Here is a 25,471-nt window from a genome sequence, read left to right on the forward strand (position 1 = left end):
ATCCTTCGAGCAGGTGAATTTTATGGACATCAATTTGATACGTCTAGGTGTGAGTGGCGATATAAATAAGCTAAAACAATTTATCTATTTACAAACAAACACCAATAGCGTTTACCGTGGTGCCCCAATCAAACACTTCAGCTTGGGCGTGCGCCCCTGGGATAGGTTGGAGAAATCAATTATTGATTTTTGCGAAACTGCTGACTTCACTATTTCCGTACACCCAGTAGATATAAACTTCTCTGGGGTGATCGACATGGCAGAGTTAGCAAATCTGAAAAAAATAACTGATACTCTCCCGGTATGTTACATCGAAGAAGACATAGGCATATGGAGAAATGGCAATCTTTTTCTAGGCGCCCATCAAACCAATCCACCCTTAAATAAAAAATCATTACAAACAACAATAATCAACGCCAATAGGGTAAAGCATTTCCTTGAGCTACCCATACTACTAGAGAATCCTCCCGTATACAGCGAGTTCGGAAACATACCGTTTTGGGATTTCTATTTAGAGCTATGCATTCAGTCTGGTTGTTCCATGGCCTTTGACGTAGGACATTACTTGGGCTATTGCAAAAGCAAAAATCTTGCTTTCGCTATACCTGACGCCAAACATGAAATATGGAGCTTCATCCAGACGTTACATATATCAGGAATAAAATCCTGGATGTGGAATGGTATTCCTGTGTGGCTCGACCAACACTCAGACCCCTTCAATATTGAACTGATGGAAGCTTTCAAACCAACCATCACCCAAGCATACAATACGGAAAATATTTTACTGGAAATGGAGGGCTCATCCATTGAAGTTGAGCGAAGTAACATAAACCTCGTAAAAAAATCGCTCGCAGAGGTATCAGAAAATGATAATAAAAAACACTGATACTATCGACTTGATTTTCACTGAAATATATAAATCGAAAAATATTCTAACTTCCCCAACCTCTAAAAGCGATAAACATTTCACATTTGAATGCGTCAGACGATATCTAGACATATCCAGGCATTTAAATAGAAGATGGCCTTATACGATTAGATACCTACAATCAATCTATGGAGATGATATTTTAACTAATGTATTTGAACAAATTGATACGACGGGGAGCACCTACAGAAATCTCAATGATGCAGCCTGTGGTATTTTTTTTAACAATATCGCTAAGAACTCAAATATTGATTTCGAGCTATTACTTTACGAAGATTATAGAAATGGCAAAACTAAACCTTCAGCATACACCACTAAGCAACCTTTAGAGAAATTCACACTAATCCCTTATGATCTTGATTCAATATATACGACACTGATGTTTTACGGTCGCGCCTACGCGCCGACCGCTCTATATGCAACCCTTATTCTAGAGCCCGGTAATACTTATAGAGTAACCGAATGAAAAGTGCACACACACTTATCGCGAGATCTGATGCGTTGTATGGTGGCGTTGCAATGGGAGCAACAATTCTCGAACTAGCCTTAATTGCAAGCAATCCGAATTTAGGCCAGTTTTCGCTGGAATTCTCGCTTGCAACGCAGTTAATCATCTCCTTGATTGTGGAATTTTACATTGGACACTACTTTGTATTTAGACTAGGCATTGCCAATACTACCATCTATGGATTCATATTCAAACTGGCATGCGCTATTTTCCTGACATTGGGATTCTGGGCAGCATTGCTTGAATATTGGTACACAGGCTGGAGCTTAATTCTAATCGCTTTCGTATGCGACTCAGCAGGAACAGGCTGTTTAAAATCATCTTTCCGGCCAGCTTATAATGCCCTACATATAAAGATGACTGGCAAGAGCGCTGATTACATCAAAGCATTCAACCACCTTCTATACATTCGAATTGGAACGCCTTTATTTTTATTAATGACGGCCTCCCTCATAATAAATTCCACCTCCTATTTATATGCCACAACAGCAATAATGTCGATGCTACTACTACTCAGATCAGCGCAAATATATATATCAAACAGTGATCTTCGACCCACCAACACAAGCAGAACTACTTTAATACACTCAAGCCGGCATGCATATCTTAAGCACTTCACTATTGCCGCCAAATATCCAGTGCAAATAACTGGCTATGTTGCGGGAAACGTATTTGAATCTTTGATATTTATGTACGCAATAGGTTTGCTCTATCGGCATAGCAACCTCTTGGGCTTAGCCCAGCAGTTTTCTTGGTTAGGAAGCTCAGCGATTGCGTACATGGTCTTTTTGGCATCTACGGTATTAGGGAGGCTTGTGATATCCAGATATATCATCAGCAAATCCAACACCACACTCGCAACCTCCTGTTTGATTGCGACTGTTATCACATCTTTACTGCTGGTACTGACCAACAAGGACATTACTTTCTTTTTATCGCTAGCTTTGTTTTGTCTATTAGGCGTAGTGATCGGAACTATATTTACCCGACTAACCTCAAATGAAGTTTTCCATAACGCGAACGATACTGATGCAGTATCTTTTTTTCTTGTCAGCGAACTTTCCACAACATTAATCATCATCCTGATCATCACTGCAAGCAGCTTCATTTTTAATCCTGAGAGGATTATTGATGGACTATGTTATGGCCTAGTTGCACTGATGATGGCATATTGCCTAGCTATAATTATTATCCAAGCCACAACAAAAACCTCTAAATAACATCAAACAAACATTTCAACTTCCTCATAAAATTTCAGCCACGCTAATCTGAGCCGTCTCCAATTCTGTGAAGGTTATACTTGTATAACTCCACATTTCACCGAGCAGCTCATGAAACCCGGTAAATGTGGAGACGACCATTAGCAAATTCGGAGAATCTACCCCACAATCCCCCGAACAATGAAGTACAACAACGAAGGCCCCAGCAAGCACCCAAGCCCGGTGTGGAATGTCGCTGTCAACGCACCATAAGGTACCAACCGCCGATCCGTCGCCGCCAGCCCCGCCGTCACACCGCTCACCGTGCCGGCCAGCCCACCAAACACCATCGCCGAACGCGGGTTATCCAGGCCCATCCAGCGCGCCGCCATCGGCGTGCCGACCATCACCAGGATCGCCTTGATCAACCCGGTGGCAATCGACAGCGCCATCACATCCGAGGTCGCGCCAATCGCCGCACCGGTCACCGGCCCGACGATGTAGGTCACCGCCCCCGCGCCAATCGTGGTCATGCTCACCGCATCGCGATAACCGAACACCCAGGCCATGCACGCGCCGACAATGAACGGCAGCACCGTGCCCAGCAGCAGCGCGATCACGCCGATCAAGCCGGCCTTTTTCGCTTCGGTGGCCTGCACTTCGAACGCCGTGGCGACAATCGCGAAGTCCCGCAGCATGGCGCCGCCCATCAGGCCGATGCCGGAGAACAGCGTCAGGTCCGCCAGGCCTTTTTGCCCGCCGGTCATGGTGCCGCCGACCCAGGCCAGGACCAGGCCGATGACGATCGCGATCGCCGAGCCATGGATGCGCCCGAAGGTCAGGCGTTTGGAGAGGATGACCGACACCCACATGATCACGCCGACGAAGGCGAATGCCGTGACCAGGCCGTTGTGCTCCAGGCCTTTCTCGATGAGATCCCACATATCAGCGACCTCCTACTGGCGTGCCGACGGGGGAAACCTCCGCCGGTTCATCGGGCAAGGGTTCGCCTTTGTGGGTCCGGCTGATCAGGGCAATGGTGCAGCCGCAGACCACCACCGAGCCGATCGCCGCCAGCACCGCCACCGGCCCGCCGTGCAAGGCCGTGACTACGTTCTGTTGCGCGGCCATCGCCACCACCACCGGAATGTACATGGCACCCCAGAAGCCGACGCCCATTTCGCAATCCTTGGTCATGCCGCCGCGTTTTTGCATCCACAACCGCGCGCAGATCAACAGGATCATCGCGATCCCGACCCCGCCGACGTTGGATTTGACCCCCAGCAGGACGCCGAGCATGTCACCCATGATCACCCCTGCCAGCGTACAGATCGCCAGCAGCGCCACACCGTAAATAATCATTGTTGTCGTCCTCAAAGTGCATCGTCGAATGTTGTTCTTGTTGTTCGAAGCCTCAGGGTGTCTAGGGGTGGCGCAGTCCCTCCTCACGCAACAGCGCCTGCAGGGTATCGAGCCGGGCACCGTCGAACGCGATCACGGTGCCCTGTTCGAATACCCGGCGCGCCAGCCCGGTCAACACCGCACCGGGCGGCAGTTCGATCTGCAGACGTACGCCGCGCTCGTAAGCGCTTTGTACCGTGCCGCGCCAATCCACCACGCGGCACATGTTGAAGGCCAGGTCGTCGCGCAAGGCGTCGACCTTGATCACCGGGCGCGCGCGACTGCCGCTCAGGTAAGCGATCTTCGGCGTTTGCAGCTTCACATTGGCGAAGGCTGCGGCGAGGGTTTGCGCCGGCGCATCCAGCAGCGGGCAGTGCGACGGCACACTCACCGCCAGACGCTTGGCCAGCCCTGCCCCACGCGCTCTTGCCAGCTCGGCCAGCGCTTTCATCGCCGCGTCACTGCCGGCAATCACCACCTGGTTGTCGGCGTTGATATTGGCCAGGTACACAGGCGTATCGACGCTGTGAACCTGGGCCAGCAAGCCCTCCACCACCGCCAGGTCCAGGCCGATGATCGCGGTCATTCCGTAGCCCTGTGGATACGCCTGCTGCATCAACTCACCGCGCAGGCTGACCAGATGCAGCGCATCGCTGAACGCCAGGGCACCGGCGACCACCGCGGCCGGGTAGGCACCGATGGAAAGCCCGGCGACGTAATCGGTCGGCAATGACAACTGCCGTGCAGCCGCCACACCGGCGATCAACAGGCAGAGCTGCACCGCCCTTGTCGATTGCAGCGCTTGGGCAGAGTCCAGCAGCCGTACGTCTTCGCCCAACACATCGCTGGCTTCGCCCAGGGTTTCCCGAGGCAAACCCTGGAGCATGCCCGGCCGCTGCGCACCCTGACCCGGGAACACCAGCAAGCTGCTCACGCTGCCTGCTCCTGCGGGTTCCATGGATCGATGACCAGACAGGCTCCCGTTGCATTCTTGAGCAGGACCCGAGTGGAAGAGCCCGCCCATTCACGCAAGGCGACCGCGCCAAACGAGGTCTGCAATTGCATGTCCACCACACACGGAGTCGCATCGAGCAATGCCACCAGCTCCCGAGCCTGATCACGCGCCAGAGGGTGTGGCGTGCGCAGAATAAGATCCAGATCGCTGGCCTCATGAAGGGCCGCAAAGCCGCTGGCCAACTCGAACCCGGCACTGCCGCTGACACCCCAGACCCAACCGCAGGCATCGAGTACGGGGCGCAATTGAGCCAAGGCCTCAAGCGCCGGCAGGTCACGGTGGCCATCGACATGACACAGCTCTTCCGGGCTGACACGACGGCTGATCGCCGCCATCGCCATCGACGTCCCATAACGCTGCTCACGCAAACGACCCCGCACGCCAACCGCAATCCGATCCGCCGTCGACAGCGCACGGCGCACCACCACGGGCTGACCGGCGCAGATGGACTCAACCACCCAGGCAGGCGCATCCACCGGCAGCTGCTGCGGGGTCATGCCCCACAGCAGGTCGTGGGCCAGGAACCCGCTCACCACTGCTCCCTCAGCAATTGGCGGACCTTGCTCGAGGCCGCACGATGGGCCGCGCCGAGGCGACCGCTGAGATCCGTGCCATTGCGCGCAACATCATCAATCGCCTGGGCCAGGCACTCGCTCACCCGCGCCAGATCCGCCGCGGTGGGCTGTTCGATCTGCTGCACCGCCAGGGTTTCCCAGAGCAGGCCGAGGCTGGCATAGCTGTCGATGTCGTAGGCCATCGGCGGCACGCTGGCGGCCAGGGTTTCCAGCTCTTCGACACTGCGCAAGGTCACCCGCGCCGCCGAGGCCTTGCCCATGGCGTGCACCATCACGCCCGGATCGCGCAGGGCAATCAGCCGGTTGGCCTGATACCCATGGGCGAGAAAGGCACCAGACATGGCCTTGCCCACCAGCAGACCGATGACCGCATGCCCGGCCAAACGGGCGCGGGCATAACTGTCCGCCGCACCGGCCAAGGCCTGATGAATGCCGAGGGCTTCTTCACGGCGGCCATAAGCCTGGCTCGGCACGTCGACGATGGCGATCAAGACGCGTTTTTGCGGTTTGTCCTGATCGGCGGCGATGACTTCGCCCACCGCCTTGGCCAGGCCCCAGCCTTCGAGCAGACCGACTTCGCCTTGACGAGCGCGGACGAAACGGTTGTCGGGGTCGGCCACCACAGCGATAAACCGCACGGGTTGTTCATCAAGAAAACCATCCGCCACTTTCAGCGAGGCCGGCAAACCGTCAACCGGTCGGGTATCGGCAGCCAAGGCGTTGAACCAGTTCAAGCCTCTGAGGGAATAGGCACTCATGGGCGCTCTCCTTGATACAGGTCGCGAACCGTGGCCGGCTCGATTTGCGGTTCGGCATCCAGACGCGCCAGCCGTTGCAGAAACAGCTCGGCCTGGGTGCTGCGCTGCTGCGCGGGCAAACCCTGCTTGAGCAGTTCGCCGACCTGCTGGCGAATCTGCGCCACGTCGTCATCGGCGTAGCGATCCACCAGCCCCGTGGCAAAACGTTGCTCGCCACCGGTGAGGCTCCAGATGAAAGGACGATCACGCGAGTCGTATTCTTCGAGCCCGGCTTCCTGCTCGATCACCTGCGGGCCGTTCAGCCCGAGCCGCGCTTCCCGGGTCACCAGCAGATAGCTGCAGAGCCCGGCGGCAATCGACATGCCGCCGAAGCAACCAACACTACCGGCCACCACACCAACCACTGGCTGGTACTGGCGCAAATCGACAATCGCCGCATGAATATCGGCAATCGCCGCCAACCCGAGATTGGCTTCCTGCAATCGCACGCCACCTGTTTCCAGCAGCAGCACGGCGCGGGTCGGGATGCCCTTGCGGTTGTCCTCGGCAGCCAGTTCTAGGGCCCCGGCAATTTTCGCCCCGCCGACTTCACCAAGGCTGCCGCCCTGGAAGGCCCCTTCGATGGCCGCGATCACCACTGGCAAACCTTCCACGCTGCCCTTGGCGATGACCACGCCGTCATCGGCCTGTGGCACCACGCCCTGGCGCGACAGCCATGGCGACATGACCCGCTGGAACGGGTCGAGCAATTCGCGAAAGGTGCCGGCATCGAGCAAGGCTTTGGCCCGTTGCCGCGCGCCCAGCTCAACAAAGCTGTGCTTATGAAGAAGCGCTGTACTGTCAGTCATGGCCGATCTCCTCGAAGCCCTGTTCCAGGCGCAGGCGGACCACGCCGGGGGTGGCGCCGAAATCGTGGATATCGATGTCCATCGCAGGCAAGGTCTGACCGTCGAACATCCGTGCGAACAGGTGCTGCCAGCGTTGTTCGCTGCCATTGACCGAGGTCTGCACGGTGATGGTCAGCTTGCCGGCCTGACCCGGTTCGATCAGCACTTCCAGATCGCCCGAGCCGACACAGCCCACCAAGGTGCGACCGCGCGGCGGCTGCCCGGCGGGAAATTCAAAGGATAAGGTTTCCATCAAAACGCTCCCTGATTGATGTCGTCGCCGGACTCGATACGATCGAGGAACAGGCAGGCTGCGAGCAGGTCGGCAGCACCGCCGGGCGAGGCATTCAATGCGATTAATTGTTGGTCCAGCTCGTGCAGCCGACGGCGCCCGGCAAGGCTGGCGCTGCCACCCGCGTCGAGCACCGCCTGGGCGCCAAGCTGCATGGTGTGCAGGCCCTCTTCCCCGGCGCGATACAGCACGCAGGTGTCGGCCAGATGGGTCATGATCGCCAGCAGCGCATCGAGCCGGGCGTTCTGTTCGCCATGGCCGGCCGCGCGGCTGCACTTGAGTTGCGGCAGCGCGCGCTGGGTCACCGCCGGGAAACCGAGTTGTGCTTCTTCACGGGCCCCGCGCGCACCGTAGCGTTGAGCGACCTGGGCGCCATGGCTCAGCGGACGCGGTGCGTAACGATCATCGAGCAAGGCCAGGCGTGCGGCGCGCAAGGCGACAGAACCGGCAGCGCTGGATTGCGGCTCAAGCGCAACTGCGGCGACCAGCAGCCCCAGCGCCCAGATCGCCCCACGATGGGTATTCACGCCGTGGGTGGTGGCGAGCATCGCCTGTTCGCCTTCCCGCCCGATCAGGCCAATGGCCTCGCGCAGCGGCAATCCAACCTCGCCAATCTCGATAGCGATTTGCGCCATTTCCTTGAACGCCGGCCACAAGGCCAGCGCCGAGGCGTGCATCAGCCCCAGGTGCAGATCGGTATGGGCGCCATTGCCGCGACGGTCGACCAGCGCCGGCTTCGGCGACAGGTCCGCCTCATCGATCAGCGCATCCACCGCCAGGTCCGCCAAGCGTTCGGCCAGGCTCAGGGTTTTCGCTTGCAGGTTGAGTGCGTGCATTACCAGCTCCTGAACTTGGCGGGTGGGTTGTAGAGGCCACCGGACCACTCCACCAGATCCGCCACGCTTTTCGCGGCAAGCAACTCGCGGGTGGCGTCGGTGCGGCGGATGCCGAGGTCTTCGGGCAAGGCGATCAAGCCTTCGCGGCGCATGCGCGCGGTATCTTTTGGGTTGTGGCGCAGGCCGATGGCGGTCACCCCGGCAACCGCAGCGATCATGGCCCGGCGCTCTTCCAGCGAACGGGCCTTGTACAGGTAGGCGATGCCTTCCTCGGTCAGCAGGTGGGTGACGTCGTCGCCGTAGATCATGATCGGCGCCAGCGGCATGCCGCTTTTCTTCGCCACCTCCACCGCGTCAAGGGTTTCGACGAAGGTCGGTTTGCCGCCCTCCTGGAAGGTCTCGACCATTTGCACCACGAGTTTTTTACCGCGTTCGAGCATCGGCTCGGCTGCGTCGGCGTGGCGCATGTCGAGCCAGGCTGGCGTGCCGTGGCGGCGACCGCGCGGGTCGTGGCCCATGTTCGGCGCCCCGCCGAAACCGGCCAGGCGACCGCGGGTCACGGTGGAAGAATGGCCGTCGCCGTCGACTTGCAGGGTCGCGCCGATGAACAGGTCCACCGCGTATTGCCCGGCCAGTTGGCTGAACATCCGGTTGGAGCGCAGGGAGCCGTCGCGCCCGGTGAAGAACACGTCCGGCCGGGCGGCGATGTAGTTCTCCATGCCCAGTTCGGTGCCGAAGCAATGCACGCTTTCGACCCAGCCGCTTTCAATTGCCGGGATCAAAGTCGGGTGCGGATTGAGCGTCCAGTTGCGGCAGATCTTGCCCTTGAGGCCGAGGGATTCGCCGTAGGTCGGCAGGATCAGCTCGATGGCGGCGGTGTTGAAACCGATGCCGTGGTTGAGCGACTGCACGTTGTGTTTTTCGTAGATCCCGCGAATCGCCATCATCGCCATCAGCACATGCACCGGCTTGATGTGCCGGGGGTCACGGGTGAACAGCGGCTCGATGTAGAACGGCTTGTCCGCCACCACCACGAAGTCGACCCAGGAAGCGGGAATGTCGACCCGCGGCAAGTCGCTGACATCGTCCACCAACTGATTGACCTGGACGATGACGATGCCGTCGCTGAAGGCGGCCGGCTCGATCAGCGCCGGGGTGTCTTCGGTGCTGGGCCCGGTATAGATGTTGCCGGCGCGGTCGGCCATGAAACCGGCGCTGAGCACCACGTTGGGAATCAGGTCGACCACCAGTCGCGCATAGAGCTCGATGTAAGTGTGGATCGCGCCGATTTCCAGCAGGCCGTCTTCCAGCAACTGGCTGATGCGCAGGCTCTGGGTGCCGGCGAAGGAGAAATCGAGCTTGCGGGCGATGCCACGTTCGAACAGGTCCAGGTGCTCGGAGCGACCGACGCTGGGCATGATCATGTGCAGGTCATGCAGCTTCGCGGGGTCGGCCTTGGCCAGGGAACGGGAAAGAAAATCCGCCTGCTTCTGGTTGTTGCCCTCCAGCACCACACGATCGCCGGGCAGAATCAACGCTTCCAGCGCCGCCACGATCTTGTCGGTGGGCAACACCACACCGTCAGCCAGGTCTCGCACCTGCGCAAGACGCCGCTGCTTCTCGCTGCGCCGCCGCGTCCATCGCGAGTCGGGGGATATTGTTGTTGTCATGACCACTCCACGGGTTCGCTGTCGTGGGGGTCACAGTAGGAGCGATGGGTGGGGGCATCAATCAAGCAGAGTGGTGGATTGTTACGGTTAGGGTAATGAATCGATTGAGGCCTAATTTGGTGATAACTTCTAACCTATTGGTTCCTGATTTTTTCAATGCTTTTTAGAATAGTAGAAGGTGTAGGCTTATATCCATCTTTCCTGGCCTCACTGAAGCCCTCTCTCATGTAGTACATTGCTAAAGTGTTAGCTCTACGATGATAAATTAGCTGATCGCCCCGCGGCGTACGCATAAAGCTTTGTACATCATCATTATTGCGAAGCTCGGAATATCGCTTCAACAGATCGCTATTGTAGTGATTAAGGTTAACAAGTTTTCTGAGGGGCGCAGGAGCCGGGACCACAGACTGTCCAACAACAGCCTCTGCACTGAGCAACTTAAGTGTTTTAGGTGAAGATTCCATGGAAAATTTTAATTTTTTTGAAGCAGGACCGGGTGAGAAGCGCTTAGAGGATGACTGAACGCCAAATAATTCACTCGACTGCAATGCAGTTTGGCTAAATGGACTCTGTTTCGTACTATGTTTCACTAGCTCAATCTCCCTGGTGCTCCATGCGTACCATGGAGTTCTGGAGATTTCTTTTAGGCGAGTTTTAATAAAAGAGCTCGACACTTTTGCGATCCAAGGAGCAGAAAAATTTCCTGTTTGATCAGACCTATTAACTGGATCTCCCAAACAGTAGGCATATGAATTTAGCCCACCTTTGTCAAACGGACTCATACTGTCTGGGTTGATAAACCTCATCAACGCCGGATTAAACGCCCTATAACCATTACCCAACAAATAATACCCGGTGATCGCATCCGGCCGTTCACCATTAAAACCCAGCAAACTGGTTGAATCACGTTCTGCGTGACCATAGGGAGAATAAGCAATCGGTAGCGAGTTCCTATCCACTGTGTGCATCACTGAACGCTGCTGATCAGTGGCCAATAAAGCCGTTTCCAGTGAGCCGCCCAAACGTTTCTGTTGTGCCAGTAACTGATCACCCTCCTGCACAATCGAACAGCGCGCCAAGCCATGGATCTCCGTGGCCAGACGGTTTTTGCAGTAAAAACGCTGAAGAGCGTCCTGTTTGACCGGATTCGAGCCAATCAGACGGTCCAGTGGATCATAGTGATAAGTGCAGAGAACTTCTTTGTTTGGGGAAGGCATTGGCAGGGCTCCTGCTGCTCCTTGCTGGTGGCATTGAGCTTCGGCCCTTGTGCTGCAGGTGTCTACTAGCAGAACTGATAGGTAAACGCTGGCCTGAGGCCAACCACATTGTCAGCGGACAGAACGAAGTCGAGCTTGCGCACAATGCCGCGGGGGCCAGGTGCTCGGGGCGACCGACGCTGGGTATGATCATGAAAGTTGCGTTGTCAGGGCTGACGCCTTCGCGGGCAAGTCGAATCGTCGCACCGCCGCTCCTACAGTGTCCGTGTATTGCCCATCATCTGCGGCAACCACAATACCTGTGGGAGCGGGCTTGCCCGCGAAGGGGCCAGGAAAGTTTCCAAAGCGTTGAGCCATGGGTCATCACGGTTCGCCCATCTGCTCCTGCACCCGAATCAAAAGCTGCGCAGTACTTTCCAGCGCCAGCAAAGAAGTAGTTTGTGCATCTTTCAGTCGAGCGATTGCCGAACGCATCAAGCCTTCGCATTCCTTGCGTTCCGGCGGCTCGACCTTCAACCCACCGCTACGTACCAGATTCTCCAGATTCTCGCTGCTGCCCATCCTTGGACTCCACAGGGTTCTCACCCATCAGATTGATCTTGTCCTGCTGCGCTACCCGCACGACGAAGCTGTTTTCAGCCTTTATTTTTGCGGCCCAGTCTTCGGGGGTGTAGAGCGTCGGATTGAGGGTGCGGCCCAGTTGCTCTTCCAGAGGCAAGAGCCGTTCCATCACTTCACTGTAGTGCAGCCCCTCCCCGATCAGCATCAGATCAATGTCACTGGATGCGTTGGCCTGATCCTTGGCGATCGACCCGTAGATAAACGCCCAGACGAGTTGATCAGCGAAGGGCTGTAGTGCGTCGCGCAGGGGCTGTGCGATACCGAAGGTTTTGCGCGTGATGCCTAGAAGTTCGGCATAGATCGGGCATTCGGGATTGGCTTGATAGTGAGTCTGGTTGCCCTGGCGGGACATCGTCAGTATGCCCGCCCGTTGCAGGCGATCCAGTTCGCGCATGAGGCTGCCTTTGCCCACTTGAGCCCAGCGCGCGATCTCGTTGGCGTAGAAGCTTCGGTCGGGTTTGCCGAACAGCAGGCCCAGCACTTTTTGCTGGGTGGTCGTGAACAATGCTTCGCAGAGGGAAAGGTTTTGCACAGTGACAACCAATAAGTCCCAAAAAGGGAACGATAGGTCCCTTTTTGGGAATCTTCAACCTGCGAACGTCTTCGCCAGCCGGTCGGGTTTTGTGTTTAAACATTTGTCCGCGGATGGGGTGGAAGGCTACAACGCCTGACAGCGCTGCCTACAGAAATGCAGGAACCCGCTGACTGGTGCGCTTTTGCGTTGATCTTTATTGTTTGGGTGTCGCTGCAAATTCAGCGGCCGGGTTTGGAACCCCGAGGTGTAGACGACGCAAAAGCGCCTTTCATAACGTATGCTTGCGCACCTTGAATGTGTGCACTCCGTTATGGCGGCTGTGCGCGGGAGACCTTCGGGTCTGCCGGGTTTTGTCCGTTTACCCCGGGTTCCAACCTGCGTACAGCTGCCACCCTTCGATTGGAACCCAAGGGAGCAGCTAAAACTCGTAAGACGGAGATTCACTATGTTCAAAGTTACTCCCAATCCCCCAGACGCAGATCCCCAAGCTTGCGTCGAAGACGAAAAACTCAAAGAAGCCGCCGACCGCGCCCTCTCCCATTACTTCCCGCCTGCTCACGAAAAACCGGCCAAGCGCCGAAAATTCCAGCTGTTCACCGTCTCTCCCGATATCGGCACCGAAGCGCTTCTGGCCAATGCCTCCGAAGACCTGCTGTCCATCAGTGCCATTGCGGCCGATCTGGCGGACGGGGTGGAAGGTTCGCGGCGTTCGGTAGCCTTGGCGCTCAGCCGAATGGCCCAGAGTGTGTCAAAACATCCAAGCCAACCCTTGCTATGATTCCCCAGGATTTCATCGCAAGGGTTGCCCATGAAACGCTTTATTCAAGGTGAACACCGAGGTCAAAGTACCTTGCTCCCCGAGAGCCTGGACGATTACGTCAGCGACACCAATCCTGTGCGTGTTGTCGATGTCTTCGTGGATGAACTCGACCTGATCGCCTTGGGTTTTCAAAGCGCCGTCCCTGCTGAAACGGGCCGACCGGCTTACCACCCCGCAGTCATGCTGAAGATCTACATCTACGGCTATCTCAATCGCATCCAGTCGAGCCGGCGCCTTGAGCGCGAGGCGCAGCGCAACGTCGAACTGATGTGGCTTACCGGTCGGCTGATGCCGGACTTCAAGACCATCGCCAACTTTCGCAAAGACAACGGCAAGGCCATTCGAGGCGTCTGTCGGCAGTTTGTCGTGCTGTGTCAGCAACTGGGGCTTTTCTCGGAAAACCTCGTTGCGATCGACGGCAGTAAATTCAAGGCGGTGAACCACCGCGACCGCAATTTCACCAGCGCCAAGCTGAAGCGTCGGATGGAAGAAATCGAATCGAGCATTGCCCATTATCTGAAGGCGCTGGATGCGGCTGATCGAGAAGAGACCAAGCCTTCAGGGCCCAAAGGGGGGCTGGAGGAGAAAATCGCCAAACTGAAGGAGCAGATGAAGGCGCTTCAAGCGATTGAAATACAGCTTGAGGCGTCGCCGGACAAACAGGTCTCACTGACCGACCCGGACGCGCGCTCCATGATGACGAGCGGCAAAGGCATCGTGGGTTACAACGTCCAAGCGGCGGTCGATACCAAGCACCATCTGATCGTCGCGCACGAGGTGACCAATGAGGGTCACGACCGTGATCAGCTCAGTTCAATGGCGCTGCAGGCCCGTGAGGCGATGAAACTCCAATCGTTGTCGGTGGTGGCTGACCGAGGGTATTACAAAAGCGGGGAGATCCTTGCCTGCCACGAGGCAGGGATTAGTGCTTATGTACCGAAGACGCTGAGCTCGCGCGCCAAATACGAAGGTCGCTTCGGCAATAATGAATTTGTTTACGACGCGGATAACGATGTGTACGTCTGCCCAGCCCATGAAGCGCTGATCTGGCGCAACTCTTACGTCGATAATGGCAGGACGTTGAACAGTTACTGGAGCTCTAACTGCCGGTCCTGTTCGATCAAGGCGCAATGCACTCCGGCCAGAGAGCGAAAGATACGTCGCTGGGAACATGAAACTGTGCTGGAGGAAATGCAGGTTCGCCTGGCCAATACGCCGCAGATGATGAGCATCCGCAAGCAGACCGTCGAGCATCCCTTCGGGACGCTCAAACAATGGATGGGTGCGACACACTTTTTGACCCGACGGCTTGCCGGAGTGAGCACCGAAATGAGTTTGAATGTGCTCGCTTACAACTTGAAGCGAGTGATGAAAATCCTCGGTGCGCAGAACCTGATGAAAGCGTTGACGGCCTGAAAGGGCTCCTGTTTTGCTCGATGGACGAGCAGAGAAGCCCTACGAGTGGCATTGAAGCGTAATGGAGCTACGGAGAGCACTTTAGGTGTAATTAGCCAGCCAACCACCGTCGGCGCTACGCGCCGACCATGCTTGAATCAGTTTTTACACACTCTGGGCCGATGGTGTGCATTTGTTGGTAGAGCGGGCGTTGGATCATCATGAGGCGTTGGCTCGGGCCAAGGTTTAGCTGTCAGGCCTTCGGTGAATTGGAGGCCGCCTTCGCGAGCAAGCCCGCTCCCACATTGGTTTTGCGGCGAACACAAAACCCTGTGGGAGCGGGCTTGCTCGCGAAGGGGACCTTCAGACGAACCCGGCACTCACCAACAACTCTTCCAGCGCCAGCAGATCCGGCACCTTGGCCACTTGATCCGCCACCTGCACCGCCGCTTTCTCCAGCGAACACAGCGGCACATCCACATAGCTCAACTGACTGTCGAGCTTGTACGAGCGCGGAATCCCCTGCACCAATAGTGCGATGAACTTCAGCTCGGGGCGACCGCCGAGTGCATTGAGAATGACAATTCGCGCGCGTTCGCCGATGACGATTTTCTGCCCGCAGGCCGACTCGAAGCTGAGCAACGGAATCTGCCGGTCGCGCCAGGCTACCCGGCCCAGGTACCAGGGCGGTGAGTCCAGGTTGAAGGCCGCGGGCTGGTAGTCGATCAGCTCCGCCACCGCGACGTTGGGCAGGATCAGGTTGCGGTCGGCCAGGGGCAGCAGCAGGCCGGTGAGCTGGCTTTCGCGCGAGTCGTGGCGACGCTCATGCATGGGTCTTGCTCCACAGGGCGATGCTTTCGAGCAGTACCGATTCCTGGTACGGCTTGCCAAGGTAGTCATTGACGCCGATGGCCATGGCCCGGTCGCGGTGTTTCTGGCCGGTGCGGGAGGTGATCATAATGATCGGCAGGTGCCGCAGGCGCTCATCGTTGCGCACTTGGGTCGCAACTTCGAAGCCATCCATGCGCGGCATTTCGATGTCCAGCAGCATCAGGTCCGGGCTGTGCTCTTCGAGCAGCAGCATGGCGTCGACCCCGTCCTTGGCGGTCAGCACGTTCATGCCGTGGCGTTCGAGCAAACGGCTGGTGACCTTGCGCACGGTGACCGAGTCGTCGACCACCATCACCAGCAACGGCCGCTGCGGCTCGACCTCGACCTCGACTTCGTGGCTCGCCGGACGCTGCGGCGCACGCGCTTGCATGGCGCGAACCGGCGCCAGCAGGTCCAGGATCAGCACCACCCGGCCATCCCCCAGAATCGTCGCTCCGGATACCCCTTGCACCGCCGCAAACTGCGGGCCGAGGCTTTTCACCACGATCTCGCGCGTGCCCGCCATGGCATCCACCTGCACCGCAATGTGCCGCTCGTTGCACTGCACCAGCAACACCGGCAGCGGCAGGCTCTGGCCCGACAGCCGTGGGCGTGGGCTGGTTTTCAGCAACTCGCCCAGGTAACACAGTTCATAGCGCTGCCCGGCGTATTCATAGGTCGGCGGATCAAGTCGAAAATGCCCTTCGAGTTCATTGGGCAACACGCGCACGATGCCATCGATGGTGTTCAGCGGAATCGCGTATTGATCCTCCGCGCATTGCACCATCAAGGCCCGGTTGACCGACACGGTGAACGGCAGGCGAATGCGAAAATGCACGCCCTGCCCCGGCACCGAGTCGATGCTCATGGTGCCGCCCAGTTGCCGCACTTCTTCGTGCACCACGTCCATGCCGACCCCTCGCCCGGAGATCTGGGTGATTTTCTCGGCCGTGGAAAACCCCGGCTGGAGGATGAATTGCAGCACGTCGTGGTCGCTGATGACGCTGTCCGGGGCGAGCAGGCCGCGCTTGATCGCCTTGCGCCGTACCGCCTCCAGGGGCACGCCGGCGCCGTCGTCGCGAATATCGAAAATGATGTCGCCACCCTCGCGCAACAGATCCAGGGTGATCCGCCCTTGCGCCGGTTTGCCCGCCGCAACCCGCACGTCGGCGGGCTCCAGGCCATGGTCGACGGCGTTGCGCAGCATATGCTCCAGCGGCGCCGCCATGCGTTCGAGCACATTGCGATCCATCTCGCCTTCGGCGTTGCCGACGATGAACTCGACGTCCTTGCCCAGCTCACCGGCCACCTGGCGGACAATGCGCTTGAGGCGCGGCAGCATGCGCTCGAACGGCACCATGCGCGTGCGCATCAGGCCTTCCTGCAATTCGGTGTTGATGCGGCCCTGCTGTTGCAATAGGTTTTCCGCGTCCTGGTTGCGCCGGTCGAGGGTTTCCTTGAGGTCGAGCAAGTCGGAGGCGGATTCGAACAGGGCGCGCGACAGTTGCTGCAATTGCGAGTGGCGGTCCATTTCCAGCGGATCGAACTCTTCGTAACCCAGGCGCTCGGCCTCGACCTGCTGACGGCTGAGGATCCGGCCCTGGGTTTCGGTATCGAGCCGGCGCAACTGGTCGCGCATGCGCTCGATGGTGGTTTCCATCTCGTTGAGCGCCACCTGCGCGTCGTTTACCTGTTGTTCGATGCGACCACGAAAGATCGAGGTTTCAGCGGCCAGGTTGACCAGGTCATCGAGCAGCTCCGCCGAGACCTTGACCATGTCCGCCCCGGCATCGGGTTGCAGCTGTGGTGGCTCGGCTTTCGCCGCCACGGTGAGCGGCGCCGGGGTTTCAGCCAGTACCGGGTGACTGAAGTTCTGGATCGCGTCGATCAGCCGGTCGGCCGGCGGCAAAGGCTCGCCGGCGCGCGCCGCGTCGAGCATCTGGGCCAGGCGGTCATGGCTGCGCTGCAGCAGCTCGAACAACGCCGGCGTGGGTTGTAGCACGCCGGTGGACAGGCCTTCGTAGAGATACTCCAGCTCATGGGCCAGGTCGCCGATCGGGGCGATTTCCACCATGCGCGCACCGCCCTTGAGGGTGTGCAGGTCGCGCAGCAGGGTTTCCATTTCCTGGCGGTTCGACGGCTCGGCCTGCCAGCGCAGCAGCGCCGCGCCGGAGCTTTCGATGATGTCGAAGCCTTCTTCAAGGAAGATGTCCAGCAACTCGCCGTCATGGTGGGTCGAGTCGTTGCCGGTCGCCGCTTCGAGCACCTCGGCGTTGCTCGCGTGACCTTGCCTGAAGGCGCGAATCGCTTCGATCAGGTCCTCGGGATCGCCCAGGGCTTGATGGTCTTGCAGTTGCTCAAGCAACTGGGCCAGGCGGTCATGGCTCTGTTGCAGCAGCTGCGCCAGCGCTTCGCTGTGGCTGTAACGGCGATCCACCAGTCCCTCATAGAGGCTTTCCAGTTCATGGGCCAGGTCGCCGACCGGCTCGACCTCGGCCATACGCGCGCCACCCTTGAGGGTGTGCAGATCGCGCTGCAACGACGACAGGGGCGCGGCGTTATGCGGGTCATTGAGCCAGCGCTGCAGGGAATGGTTGGCGCTTTCGAGGATATCCTCGGCCTCCTCGAGGAAGATCGAGACGATGTCGTTGTCCAGTTCGGCGGCGCGCCCCCCTGTAGGAGCTGGCTTGCCAGCGATGGACGTCAACGATGACGCGTTGTCATTGGATGACCGCGGCGCCTGTGAGTCCATCGCGAGCACGCTCGTTCCCACAGGGGGGGGTAGCGTGCGCTCAAGTTCAGCGGTGGCGTCGCCCAGCTCGCGGATGCTCAAGGTGCGACTGCCGTCACTGCGAATCAGGCCCATGGCGGATGGATCGAGGCTCTGGTCGAGCAAGCCGTGCAAGGCCCGAACCCGTTCCGGACGCGGGCTGACTTCCTGGCCGGCCGCCAACTCATCGAGCATGTTGATCAGCGCTTCGTGGGCACTCTGTGCCTCATGGAAAAACGCTTCGCTGACTGCCAGGCTGCTCTCTTCCACCGCGCCGTAGAGATCGAGCAAGGCTTCGCAGAGTTCATCCACCGGGTGCAGGTCGGCCAGGTGCGCACCTTCGCCGAGGGTGGTCAGTTCGTCCAGCAGTGCACTGAGTTCCTGGCGCTCGCCCGGGTGCTGCTGCCAACGCCGCAACAGGCTTTCGGCGTCCAGCAGGATGTCCATGCCCTGGGCCAGGAAGTTGTTGATCAGCTGCGGGTCGCGCTTTATCCGCAGGCCACTGCTGGGTGTGTTCGAGAGGGTTTGCAGGCGCTCGGCGAGCAGCGCCCTGGCACGCTCGATCAAGGCCCGGGCACCGGGAATTTCTGCCACCGGATCGCTCTTGAGCTGGCGCAAGCCAAGCCGGAACAAACCTTCGGCCTCCAGCAGCACTTCGACTTCGTCCAGATCGAGCGCGATCAGGTGAGCCTTGTACTCCCGGGCCAGTTGGTCCAGCGGCGTCGCCAGCTCGGCAATCGGCAGCACCCCGGCCACCGACGCACTGCCCTTGAGCGTGTGCAAGGCGCGCTGCAGTTCATCGCTGGCCTGCAGCGGGAGGTGTTCGGCGGCCTGGTCGAGAAAGCGGTTGAGGCTACCCAGATGGGTCTCGGCTTCCTTGCGGAAGATTTCCAGCAACAGCGGGTCGAGGGCCGCGACGTCCTGGGTGTCCTCATCCACTGCCGTGGTTTCGCCCTTGGCCAGGGCATGGGCACGGGCCGCCAGCTGGTCGACATCGTCACGCTGGCGCTGGGCATCGGCGGCGTATTCGGCCATCAGTTGCGGGAGCAGATCGAGCACTTCGCCGAGCAGCTGCTGCACGCTCGCGCCAGGCGTCACGCTCTGTTCAAGGATGCGGTTGAGCAGGTTTTCCATGGCCCAGGCCAGTTCGCCCAGCACCAGGGCGCGCACCATCCGGCCGCTGCCCTTGAGGGTATGGAAAGCGCGGCGCAGTTCACTCAGGGCCGAGCGGTTGACGGGATTGCCCGACCAGCGTGGCAAATACTCACGAAGGATCTCCAGTACTTCCTCGGTTTCTTCGATGAACACTTCGCGCAATTCCTCGTCCACCAGGTGCCTCGCCTGACGGCGGCGGCAGCAGGCTGCCCGGCGTGTCGAGGGCGGGCGGGTTCAGGGCCGAGACCGGATTGGCCAGCACATCGGCCAGGCTCTGGGCGATGGCCGGGGCATCCCGTTCCTGCTGTTGCTGTGCTTCGCCGGAGCTCAAGACATCCGCCAGCACCGGCACCTGTTGTTCGCTGGGGAAAACCCCGAGTGCAGCCAGGCTTCGCTGCGCCACGTCGAGCAATTGTTCACCGGGCGCCAGGGGGTCGTCGCTGAGGCGCTCAAGGTAATACTCGATGCTGGTGATAGCGTCGGCCAGGCTGTCCAGCGCCTGCCAGCCGGGCTGGCCCGGTTCGAGCAGCAGGTGCTCGCGGATAAAGTGATTGCAGGTTTCGATCAGGCTCGCCGCCCGGCTCAACGGAATCATCGCCAGGGCACCGCGCACTTGGGTGAGCAAGGCCGGCAGTGCCTGCAGGTGCTGTCGGTCCCAATCGGCATCGATGTAGTCGACGATCATGTCCTTGGCCTGCTGCAGGCAGATGCGCGCTTCCTTGATGACGATCTGGTGGATCTGCGTCAGGTCGGTGGTGGGCAGGCGGCTGTCTTCCTGGCTTTCCGGCTCCACGGTGCCGACCATGCCGGCCAGGGTCGCTTCGACGTAAAGCAAGGCCCCGGCCACGTCCATGAGGATCGCGTCATCGGGTGCGCGCTGTCCCTGGGTCAGGCTCAGCACCACGGCCAGTTGATCGATGATGACCTTGCGTGGCTGGCCAAAACCCAGCACCGCCAAGGTGTCGGCGATCTGCCGCAGGGGCGCCAGCAGGCTGTCGAGGTCCGAGGCGTGTTGGCGGTCGCTGCGCACGAACAGGTCGAGGTGCTCCTTGACCCGCACCAGCTCTTCGCACAAGGCCGCCAATACCGAGCGCATGGCGTCACGGTCGGGCCCGGCCAGTCGTGCGCGTTCTTCGTCGACCATCGCGCTGTCAGGCAATGCATCATCCAGTGCGTAGCGATCTTTCATGGTCAGCATCTGCCCGGTGGGATGTTCGGCCTTGGCAATATAGAACAGCAAACTCTTGAGCAACTCGGTTGGCGGCGGCTGATTGATGCCCTGCATGCCCTGTTCGAGCAGACGCTTGAGCTCCTTGTCAGCCTCCTTGAACAGGCTGCGCAAGGCCGGGCTGTTGCCGATGGCACCGGCGCGCATGCCTTCGACCAGCGCCGAAGCGACCTGCCACAGCGGGCTCAGGGGCGCTGAACCGCAGAAGCTTTCCAGACGGCTGAAGACCTTGGCCAGGTACTCAAGGTGAGTGTCGTCGTCCTGTTCACGCAGCAAACCGACCAGGGCCATCTGCAACATCTGCCGCAACTTGCGCAGCACATTCGGCAATTCCGCCGGCTCCAGCCGCGCCAGGGACGCTTCGTCCAGGGGTGCCAGGCCAGGCAACTGCGGGCTGAACAGGCTGGTTTCCGACAACAGGCTTTCGCCCCGGGCGCTGCGCAGGTCGTTGATCAGCGGCAACACCACCAAGGGCAAATCGCGGCGGGCGCCTTGCACGCGATCCAGGTAGATCGGCAATTGCCCCAACGCTTGCAGCATGAGGTGCAACGCTTCATCGCGATGATTGACGCGATTGTGTTGCAAGGCGGTGACCAGTTGCTCCATTTCTTCGGCGAGCAAGGCCGCGCCGTAGAACTCGACCATCTGCAGGCTGCCGTGAACCTGATGGATGCACGCCAGGCATTCGCTCAGGGCGTGCGTCGCCTGCGGGTCATCAAGCTGGGTTTCGATCGCGTGATGAGCCTGCTTCAGCGTTTCGGCAATTTCGCCTTTGACCCATTCGAGGGCCACATAGTCGTGCCGATCACCCATAACCACTCCAATCCCCACTTCAATCAAGATAGCCATGCCCGGGGGCGGTTCAAGCTTTGTCCGTTACCTGCGCCTTGGTGGCCGGCAAGGTGAACCCGGACACCGACCGCCGCAACTGGCTGGCCATTTTTGCCAGGTTGCCAATGCTCTCGGCGGTGGCGGTAGAGCCGGACGAGGTCTGCGTGGTGATCTGCTGGATCACGTTCATGGTCAGGGAAATCTGACCGGCCGACGACGTCTGTTGTTGCGCGGCGTTGGAAATGCTCTGGATCAGCGCCGCCAGGGTCTTGGACACCCCTTCGATTTCTTCCAGGGCCACACCGGCATCCTGCGCCAGACGCGCGCCGCGCACCACTTCGGTGGTGGTCTGCTCCATGGAGATGACCGCTTCGTTGGTGTCGGCCTGGATCGCCCGCACCAGGGTCTCGATCTGCCGTGTTGCGGCGGACGAACGTTCCGCCAGGCGCTGCACCTCGTCGGCGACCACCGCAAAACCACGTCCGGCATCACCGGCCATGGACGCCTGGATCGCCGCGTTGAGAGCGAGGATGTTGGTCTGGTCGGCAATGTCATCGATCAGGCTGACAATATCGCCAATTTCCTGGGATGACTCGCCAAGGCGCTTGATTCGCTTGGCGGTGTCCTGGATCTGTTCGCGGATGTTGTCCATGCCGTGGATGGTGTTGTGCACCACCTCGTTGCCCTTGTTGGCGATTTCCACCGAACGCTCGGCCACCGCCGAAGACTCGGCGGCGTTGGCCGACACCTGGTCGATGGACTCGGCCATGTCGTTGATCGCGGTGGAGGCTTCGGAAATCTGTTGGGCCTGGTGTTCCGAGGCCTGTGCCAGGTGCATCGCGGTGGCCTGGGTTTCCTGCACGGCGGCGGCGACCTGCCCGGCTGTGAGGTTGATCGTGGCCACCAGGTCGCGCAGTTGGTCCACGGAATAGTTGATCGAGTCGGCAATGGTCCCGGTGAAGTCCTCGGTCACCGTGGCGGTCACGGTCAGGTCGCCATCGGCCAGGTCTTCGATTTCATCGAGCAGACGCAGGATCGCGTTCTGGTTGCGTTCGTTCTTCTCGGCGGTTTCGCGCAGCTGGCGATTGGTTTCACGCACCATCACCAGGCCGATGAGGATGATCGACATCAACGCTGCCAGGCCCAGGACATAACCGCCGATGGTGTCGGTGTCACGTCCCCCGGCGAGGTTTTCGAAACCGCTGGCCAGGTGGGACGCTTCGTCGAGCAGGGTTTGCGAGAGACTGAAGATATTGGTCGCCGATTCACGGACCTTGAACAGCTCCGGTGAGGTTTCGAGGATTTCGTCCACGGAGCCGGAAACGAATTCGAACAGCTCGGAAATCTCGATCAGCCGCGCACGCGCGTCTCGGTCCTCGACCTGGCTGACCCGCAGCGCTGCGTTGCCCTGGAGCATGCCGTTGAGCACCTGGCCGAAACGCGCCGCGTCACGGCCGAACGCATCGGCGGCCTGCTGTGAGTTTTCGTCGCCGGACAAGACGGTATTGACCGCGCCTAAAATACGTTCGGCCAACAGGGATTGACGCTGGGCCATCGCCACCTGGGCCGCCGGGGCGCCTCGTTGCAGCAGGGTTTCGACGACTTTTTCGTATTCGACCTGCAACTGCGGCACGGTTTCGGCCAGGGTCGCGGCGACCTGATGCAGCGACAACACCGTCTGCTCGCTGGACAGGATGGCGTCGGTGTTTTTCAGCAGGCGCTCCCAGTCCAGCTGCACGGCGCGCATTTCCGGGCGCACGCTGGCCGGTGCCGGTGGCAGGCCGGTAGCGGGGTCGCCTTTCTTCAGATAACTCCAGCGCCGGGCAAAATCGTTGCGCGCATCGCTGAGCAACTTGAACGCCGCAGCCTTGCCGGCAGCGGCTTCGGCGGCATTCTTGGCAATCCGTTGGGACAGCACGCGCAGCTCACCGGCGTGGCCGATGTACTGTTTGTCGTAAGTAGCCTGGGTGTTGAGGTACGCGAAGTTGGCGAACAACAACATGATGAAGATGATCAGGGCGATGAACAGCGCGATGATCTGCGATCGACTGCGCGACCCTTCCATTGGCTTGCCTGCTTTTGCTTTTGTCATCGGTCTTCGCCTGTTAACCCACTTCTGGGCCTACCAGAATCCCCTGTGGGAGCGGGCTTGCTCGCGAAAGCGGTGTGTCATCCAAGATTAAATTCGACTGGCATGACGCCTTCGCGAGCAAGCCCGCTCCCACATTAGATCGGTGTCGTTCCTGTTAAACGGCTACGTTCATGAATCCCTGCGACCGTGCGAGTGCAAACAGGCTGAACACTTGCCAGGTCTGTTCACGCTGAAACCGGCCCGTGATGAACGGTGAAATCGGGCTGTTCAACGTGTCTGCGGGCTCCAGGCTGTCCCGGGCAAAGTGCTGCAAGCCAAAGACCTCATCGACCAACAACCCGGCAAACACTTCGTCATGTTCCACCACCAACACGCGCCGCTGCTTGCGCGCCGCCGAAACCTCGTGGCCGAAGAAGCCTGCCAGGTCCATGATCGGCAACAGGCGCCCGCGCAGATTGGCCACGCCCTTCACCCACGGCTTGACCCCCGGCACCAGGGTAAACCGCGGCTCGTGCAACACTTCACCGACCTCGCCCATGGGCGCGACGTACCAGCGTTCGCCCAGGCGAAAACCGATGCCGCTCCAGCTGTCCTGCCGGGTCGGCTGGGACGGCAGGTCCGCCGCCAGCAAGCGACAGCGCCGGTCGATCTGCAGCAGCAGCTCGAAGGCGGTCAATGATTCGTTCATGGCCGCAGGATCAACCGGCCAGCACGTTGTTCAGGGTCTTGATCAGGGTGTCTTCGTCGACCGGCTTGGTCAGGTAGTCCCTGGCGCCCTGGCGCGTGCCCCAGACCTTGTCGGTTTCCTGATCCTTGGTGGTGATGATGATCACCGGGATGTGCCCGGTGTCCGGGTCTTTGGTCAACTGGCGGGTCGCCTGGAAACCGTTGAGGCCGGGCATGACGATGTCCATCAGCACCGCGTCGGGTTTTTCCTGGCGGGCCAGGGCCACGCCGTCTGCGCCGTTTTCGGCTTTCAATACTTCATGACCGTGCTTTTCCAGCATGCCGGTCAGTTTGTACATTTCAGTCGGCGAATCATCGACGATCAGGATACGTGCCATGGTCTTCCCCATTCTTGTCGGCGCAGGGCCCAATGGCCGAGCGTCTCTGTAGGTGTCTTACTGCGGCAAAACAGCGGCAAAGCCCGGGACATGGGCCTGGATCGCGTTCAGCAGTTCTTCCTTGCTGAAAGGTTTGGTCAGGAACTGGTCGGAGCCGACGATGCGCCCCTTGGCCTTGTCGAACAGCCCGTCCTTGGACGACAGCATAATCACTGGCGTGGACTTGAAGGCACTGTTGTTCTTGATTAAAGCGCAGGTCTGATAGCCATCCAGGCGCGGCATCATGATGTCGACGAAGATGATCCCGGGGTGGTGATCGGCGATCTTGGCCAGGGCATCGAACCCGTCGATGGCCGTGATGACCTCACAACCCACGTTCTTGAGCAGTGTTTCGGCGGTGCGGCGAATCGTCTTCGAATCGTCGATCACCATGACCTTCAAGGCGCTGGGTTGCTGTTCCATAGTGGCTCCACCGTCGCCTTTACGAATCTATTTGTCCCTCTGCGGGCCGTCGAGCCCTCGAAACCCTTGATGTTCAAGGCCCGGCACGACATGGCAGCCTTTTTAGCACAGTCTCCAAATCCAATCTATCGGCCGGCCCTGGCAGTGGTTTTTCCTTGACCGGGAACACACTCAGCGCCACTCTGACGCCACTTTTATACGCTGATCCTCTGTAGGAGCGAGCTCGCTCGCGATGGTCGTCAACGATAATGCTGACCGCCTGACACCCCGAGGCGCTCTCAGGTTTTTCGCGAGCAAGCTCGCTCCTACAGAGATCGACATCAGCCCCACATCTTGAGGAAA

At 59.3% G+C, this 25,471-nt stretch carries 22 protein-coding genes and 2 pseudogenes; 6 read left to right on the plus strand and 18 right to left on the minus strand.

The window, feature by feature from the left end:
• Positions 1-22: 22 nt before the first annotated feature.
• From DKB71_RS31245 to DKB71_RS31255, 3 genes are read left to right on the plus strand one after another with little or no spacing between them, the layout of a single operon-like run.
• Complete coding sequence (locus DKB71_RS31245; RefSeq protein WP_408599214.1) at positions 23-886, plus strand: DUF692 family multinuclear iron-containing protein; 864 nt, start codon at positions 23-25, stop codon at positions 884-886.
• Positions 867-1,394, plus strand: coding sequence for a hypothetical protein (locus DKB71_RS31250; protein WP_408599215.1), 528 nt, complete (start codon positions 867-869; stop codon positions 1,392-1,394). Before DKB71_RS31245 ends, DKB71_RS31250 begins: the two co-directional genes overlap by 20 nt.
• Positions 1,391-2,656, plus strand: coding sequence for a hypothetical protein (locus DKB71_RS31255; RefSeq protein ID WP_408599216.1), 1,266 nt, complete (start codon positions 1,391-1,393; stop codon positions 2,654-2,656). Before DKB71_RS31250 ends, DKB71_RS31255 begins: the two co-directional genes overlap by 4 nt.
• A 158-nt stretch (positions 2,657-2,814) precedes the next feature.
• Here DKB71_RS31255 and madM read toward each other — a convergent pair whose 3' ends face one another.
• From madM to DKB71_RS31315, 12 genes are all read right to left on the minus strand, one after another.
• A complete protein-coding gene (madM, locus tag DKB71_RS31260) occupies positions 2,815-3,579 on the minus strand; it encodes a malonate transporter subunit MadM (protein WP_020797401.1) in 765 nt (254 codons plus the stop codon).
• Between the two features lies 1 nt (position 3,580).
• Positions 3,581-3,997 carry a malonate transporter subunit MadL gene (gene madL / locus DKB71_RS31265; RefSeq protein ID WP_408599217.1) on the minus strand — a complete coding sequence of 139 codons (417 nt, stop codon included), beginning with the start codon at positions 3,995-3,997 and terminating at the stop codon, positions 3,581-3,583.
• 61 nt (positions 3,998-4,058) lie between these two features.
• Complete coding sequence (mdcH, locus tag DKB71_RS31270; protein ID WP_408599218.1) at positions 4,059-4,970, minus strand: malonate decarboxylase subunit epsilon; 912 nt, start codon at positions 4,968-4,970, stop codon at positions 4,059-4,061.
• Positions 4,967-5,587 carry a malonate decarboxylase holo-ACP synthase gene (locus DKB71_RS31275; RefSeq protein WP_408599219.1) on the minus strand — a complete coding sequence of 207 codons (621 nt, stop codon included), beginning with the start codon at positions 5,585-5,587 and terminating at the stop codon, positions 4,967-4,969. Before DKB71_RS31275 ends, mdcH begins: the two co-directional genes overlap by 4 nt.
• Positions 5,581-6,384, minus strand: coding sequence for a biotin-independent malonate decarboxylase subunit gamma (gene mdcE / locus DKB71_RS31280; RefSeq protein ID WP_408599220.1), 804 nt, complete (start codon positions 6,382-6,384; stop codon positions 5,581-5,583). Before mdcE ends, DKB71_RS31275 begins: the two co-directional genes overlap by 7 nt.
• Positions 6,381-7,232, minus strand: coding sequence for a biotin-independent malonate decarboxylase subunit beta (locus DKB71_RS31285; RefSeq protein WP_408599221.1), 852 nt, complete (start codon positions 7,230-7,232; stop codon positions 6,381-6,383). Before DKB71_RS31285 ends, mdcE begins: the two co-directional genes overlap by 4 nt.
• Positions 7,225-7,524 carry a malonate decarboxylase subunit delta gene (locus tag DKB71_RS31290; RefSeq protein ID WP_274075632.1) on the minus strand — a complete coding sequence of 100 codons (300 nt, stop codon included), beginning with the start codon at positions 7,522-7,524 and terminating at the stop codon, positions 7,225-7,227. Before DKB71_RS31290 ends, DKB71_RS31285 begins: the two co-directional genes overlap by 8 nt.
• Positions 7,524-8,399, minus strand: a complete 876-nt coding sequence (locus DKB71_RS31295; RefSeq protein ID WP_408599222.1) for a triphosphoribosyl-dephospho-CoA synthase — start codon at positions 8,397-8,399, stop codon at positions 7,524-7,526. The genes DKB71_RS31290 and DKB71_RS31295 overlap by 1 nt, the downstream gene beginning before the upstream one ends.
• Positions 8,399-10,069, minus strand: coding sequence for a malonate decarboxylase subunit alpha (gene mdcA / locus DKB71_RS31300; protein WP_408599223.1), 1,671 nt, complete (start codon positions 10,067-10,069; stop codon positions 8,399-8,401). Before mdcA ends, DKB71_RS31295 begins: the two co-directional genes overlap by 1 nt.
• A 134-nt stretch (positions 10,070-10,203) precedes the next feature.
• Positions 10,204-11,286: an RHS repeat-associated core domain-containing protein gene (locus DKB71_RS31305; protein ID WP_408599224.1), complete on the minus strand. Its 1,083-nt coding sequence runs from the start codon at positions 11,284-11,286 to the stop codon at positions 10,204-10,206.
• 363 nt (positions 11,287-11,649) lie between these two features.
• Positions 11,650-11,847, minus strand: coding sequence for a hypothetical protein (locus DKB71_RS31310; protein ID WP_408601187.1), 198 nt, complete (start codon positions 11,845-11,847; stop codon positions 11,650-11,652).
• A complete protein-coding gene (locus tag DKB71_RS31315; RefSeq protein ID WP_323606611.1) occupies positions 11,810-12,439 on the minus strand; it encodes a transcriptional regulator in 630 nt (209 codons plus the stop codon). Before DKB71_RS31315 ends, DKB71_RS31310 begins: the two co-directional genes overlap by 38 nt.
• Before the next feature lie 448 nt (positions 12,440-12,887).
• Here DKB71_RS31315 and DKB71_RS31320 point away from each other — a divergent pair, with 448 nt between their 5' ends.
• Entirely contained in the window at positions 12,888-13,220 is a 333-nt protein-coding gene (locus tag DKB71_RS31320; RefSeq protein WP_408599225.1) for a DUF6124 family protein, read from the plus strand.
• A gap of 30 nt (positions 13,221-13,250) precedes the next feature.
• Complete coding sequence (locus tag DKB71_RS31325) at positions 13,251-14,678, plus strand: IS1182 family transposase (protein ID WP_408596762.1); 1,428 nt, start codon at positions 13,251-13,253, stop codon at positions 14,676-14,678.
• A 342-nt stretch (positions 14,679-15,020) separates the two neighbouring features.
• Here DKB71_RS31325 and DKB71_RS31330 read toward each other — a convergent pair whose 3' ends face one another.
• The 6 genes and pseudogenes from DKB71_RS31330 to pilG form a co-directional block, all read right to left on the minus strand.
• Positions 15,021-15,488, minus strand: a complete 468-nt coding sequence (locus DKB71_RS31330) for a chemotaxis protein CheW (protein WP_408599226.1) — start codon at positions 15,486-15,488, stop codon at positions 15,021-15,023.
• A pseudogene (locus DKB71_RS31335) lies at positions 15,481-21,493 on the minus strand (Hpt domain-containing protein). The gene DKB71_RS31330 and the pseudogene DKB71_RS31335 overlap by 8 nt, the downstream one beginning before the upstream one ends.
• 49 nt (positions 21,494-21,542) lie before the next feature.
• Positions 21,543-23,603 (minus strand): methyl-accepting chemotaxis protein, encoded by a 2,061-nt coding sequence (locus DKB71_RS31340; RefSeq protein WP_408599227.1) that lies wholly within the window; start codon positions 23,601-23,603, stop codon positions 21,543-21,545.
• Positions 23,604-23,757: 154 nt separating this feature from the next.
• Positions 23,758-24,291, minus strand: a complete 534-nt coding sequence (locus tag DKB71_RS31345; protein ID WP_323606613.1) for a chemotaxis protein CheW — start codon at positions 24,289-24,291, stop codon at positions 23,758-23,760.
• Between the two features lie 10 nt (positions 24,292-24,301).
• Positions 24,302-24,667: a twitching motility response regulator PilH gene (pilH, locus tag DKB71_RS31350; RefSeq protein WP_085716385.1), complete on the minus strand. Its 366-nt coding sequence runs from the start codon at positions 24,665-24,667 to the stop codon at positions 24,302-24,304.
• A 57-nt stretch (positions 24,668-24,724) separates the two neighbouring features.
• On the minus strand, positions 24,725-25,129 hold the full coding sequence (pilG, locus tag DKB71_RS31355) for a twitching motility response regulator PilG (RefSeq protein WP_046818327.1): 405 nt from the start codon (positions 25,127-25,129) through the stop codon (positions 24,725-24,727).
• Positions 25,130-25,361: 232 nt separating this feature from the next.
• On the opposite strand from pilG, the pseudogene DKB71_RS31360 reads away from it, so the two are divergent.
• Positions 25,362-25,439 (plus strand): annotated as a pseudogene (locus tag DKB71_RS31360) (outer membrane lipoprotein carrier protein LolA); the annotation flags it as partial.
• Between the last annotated feature and the right edge of the window lie 32 nt (positions 25,440-25,471).

Origin of the sequence: Pseudomonas sp. PLMAX, from assembly GCF_046042685.1 — a bacterium.
GTDB lineage: Bacteria > Pseudomonadota > Gammaproteobacteria > Pseudomonadales > Pseudomonadaceae > Aquipseudomonas > Aquipseudomonas putida_AE.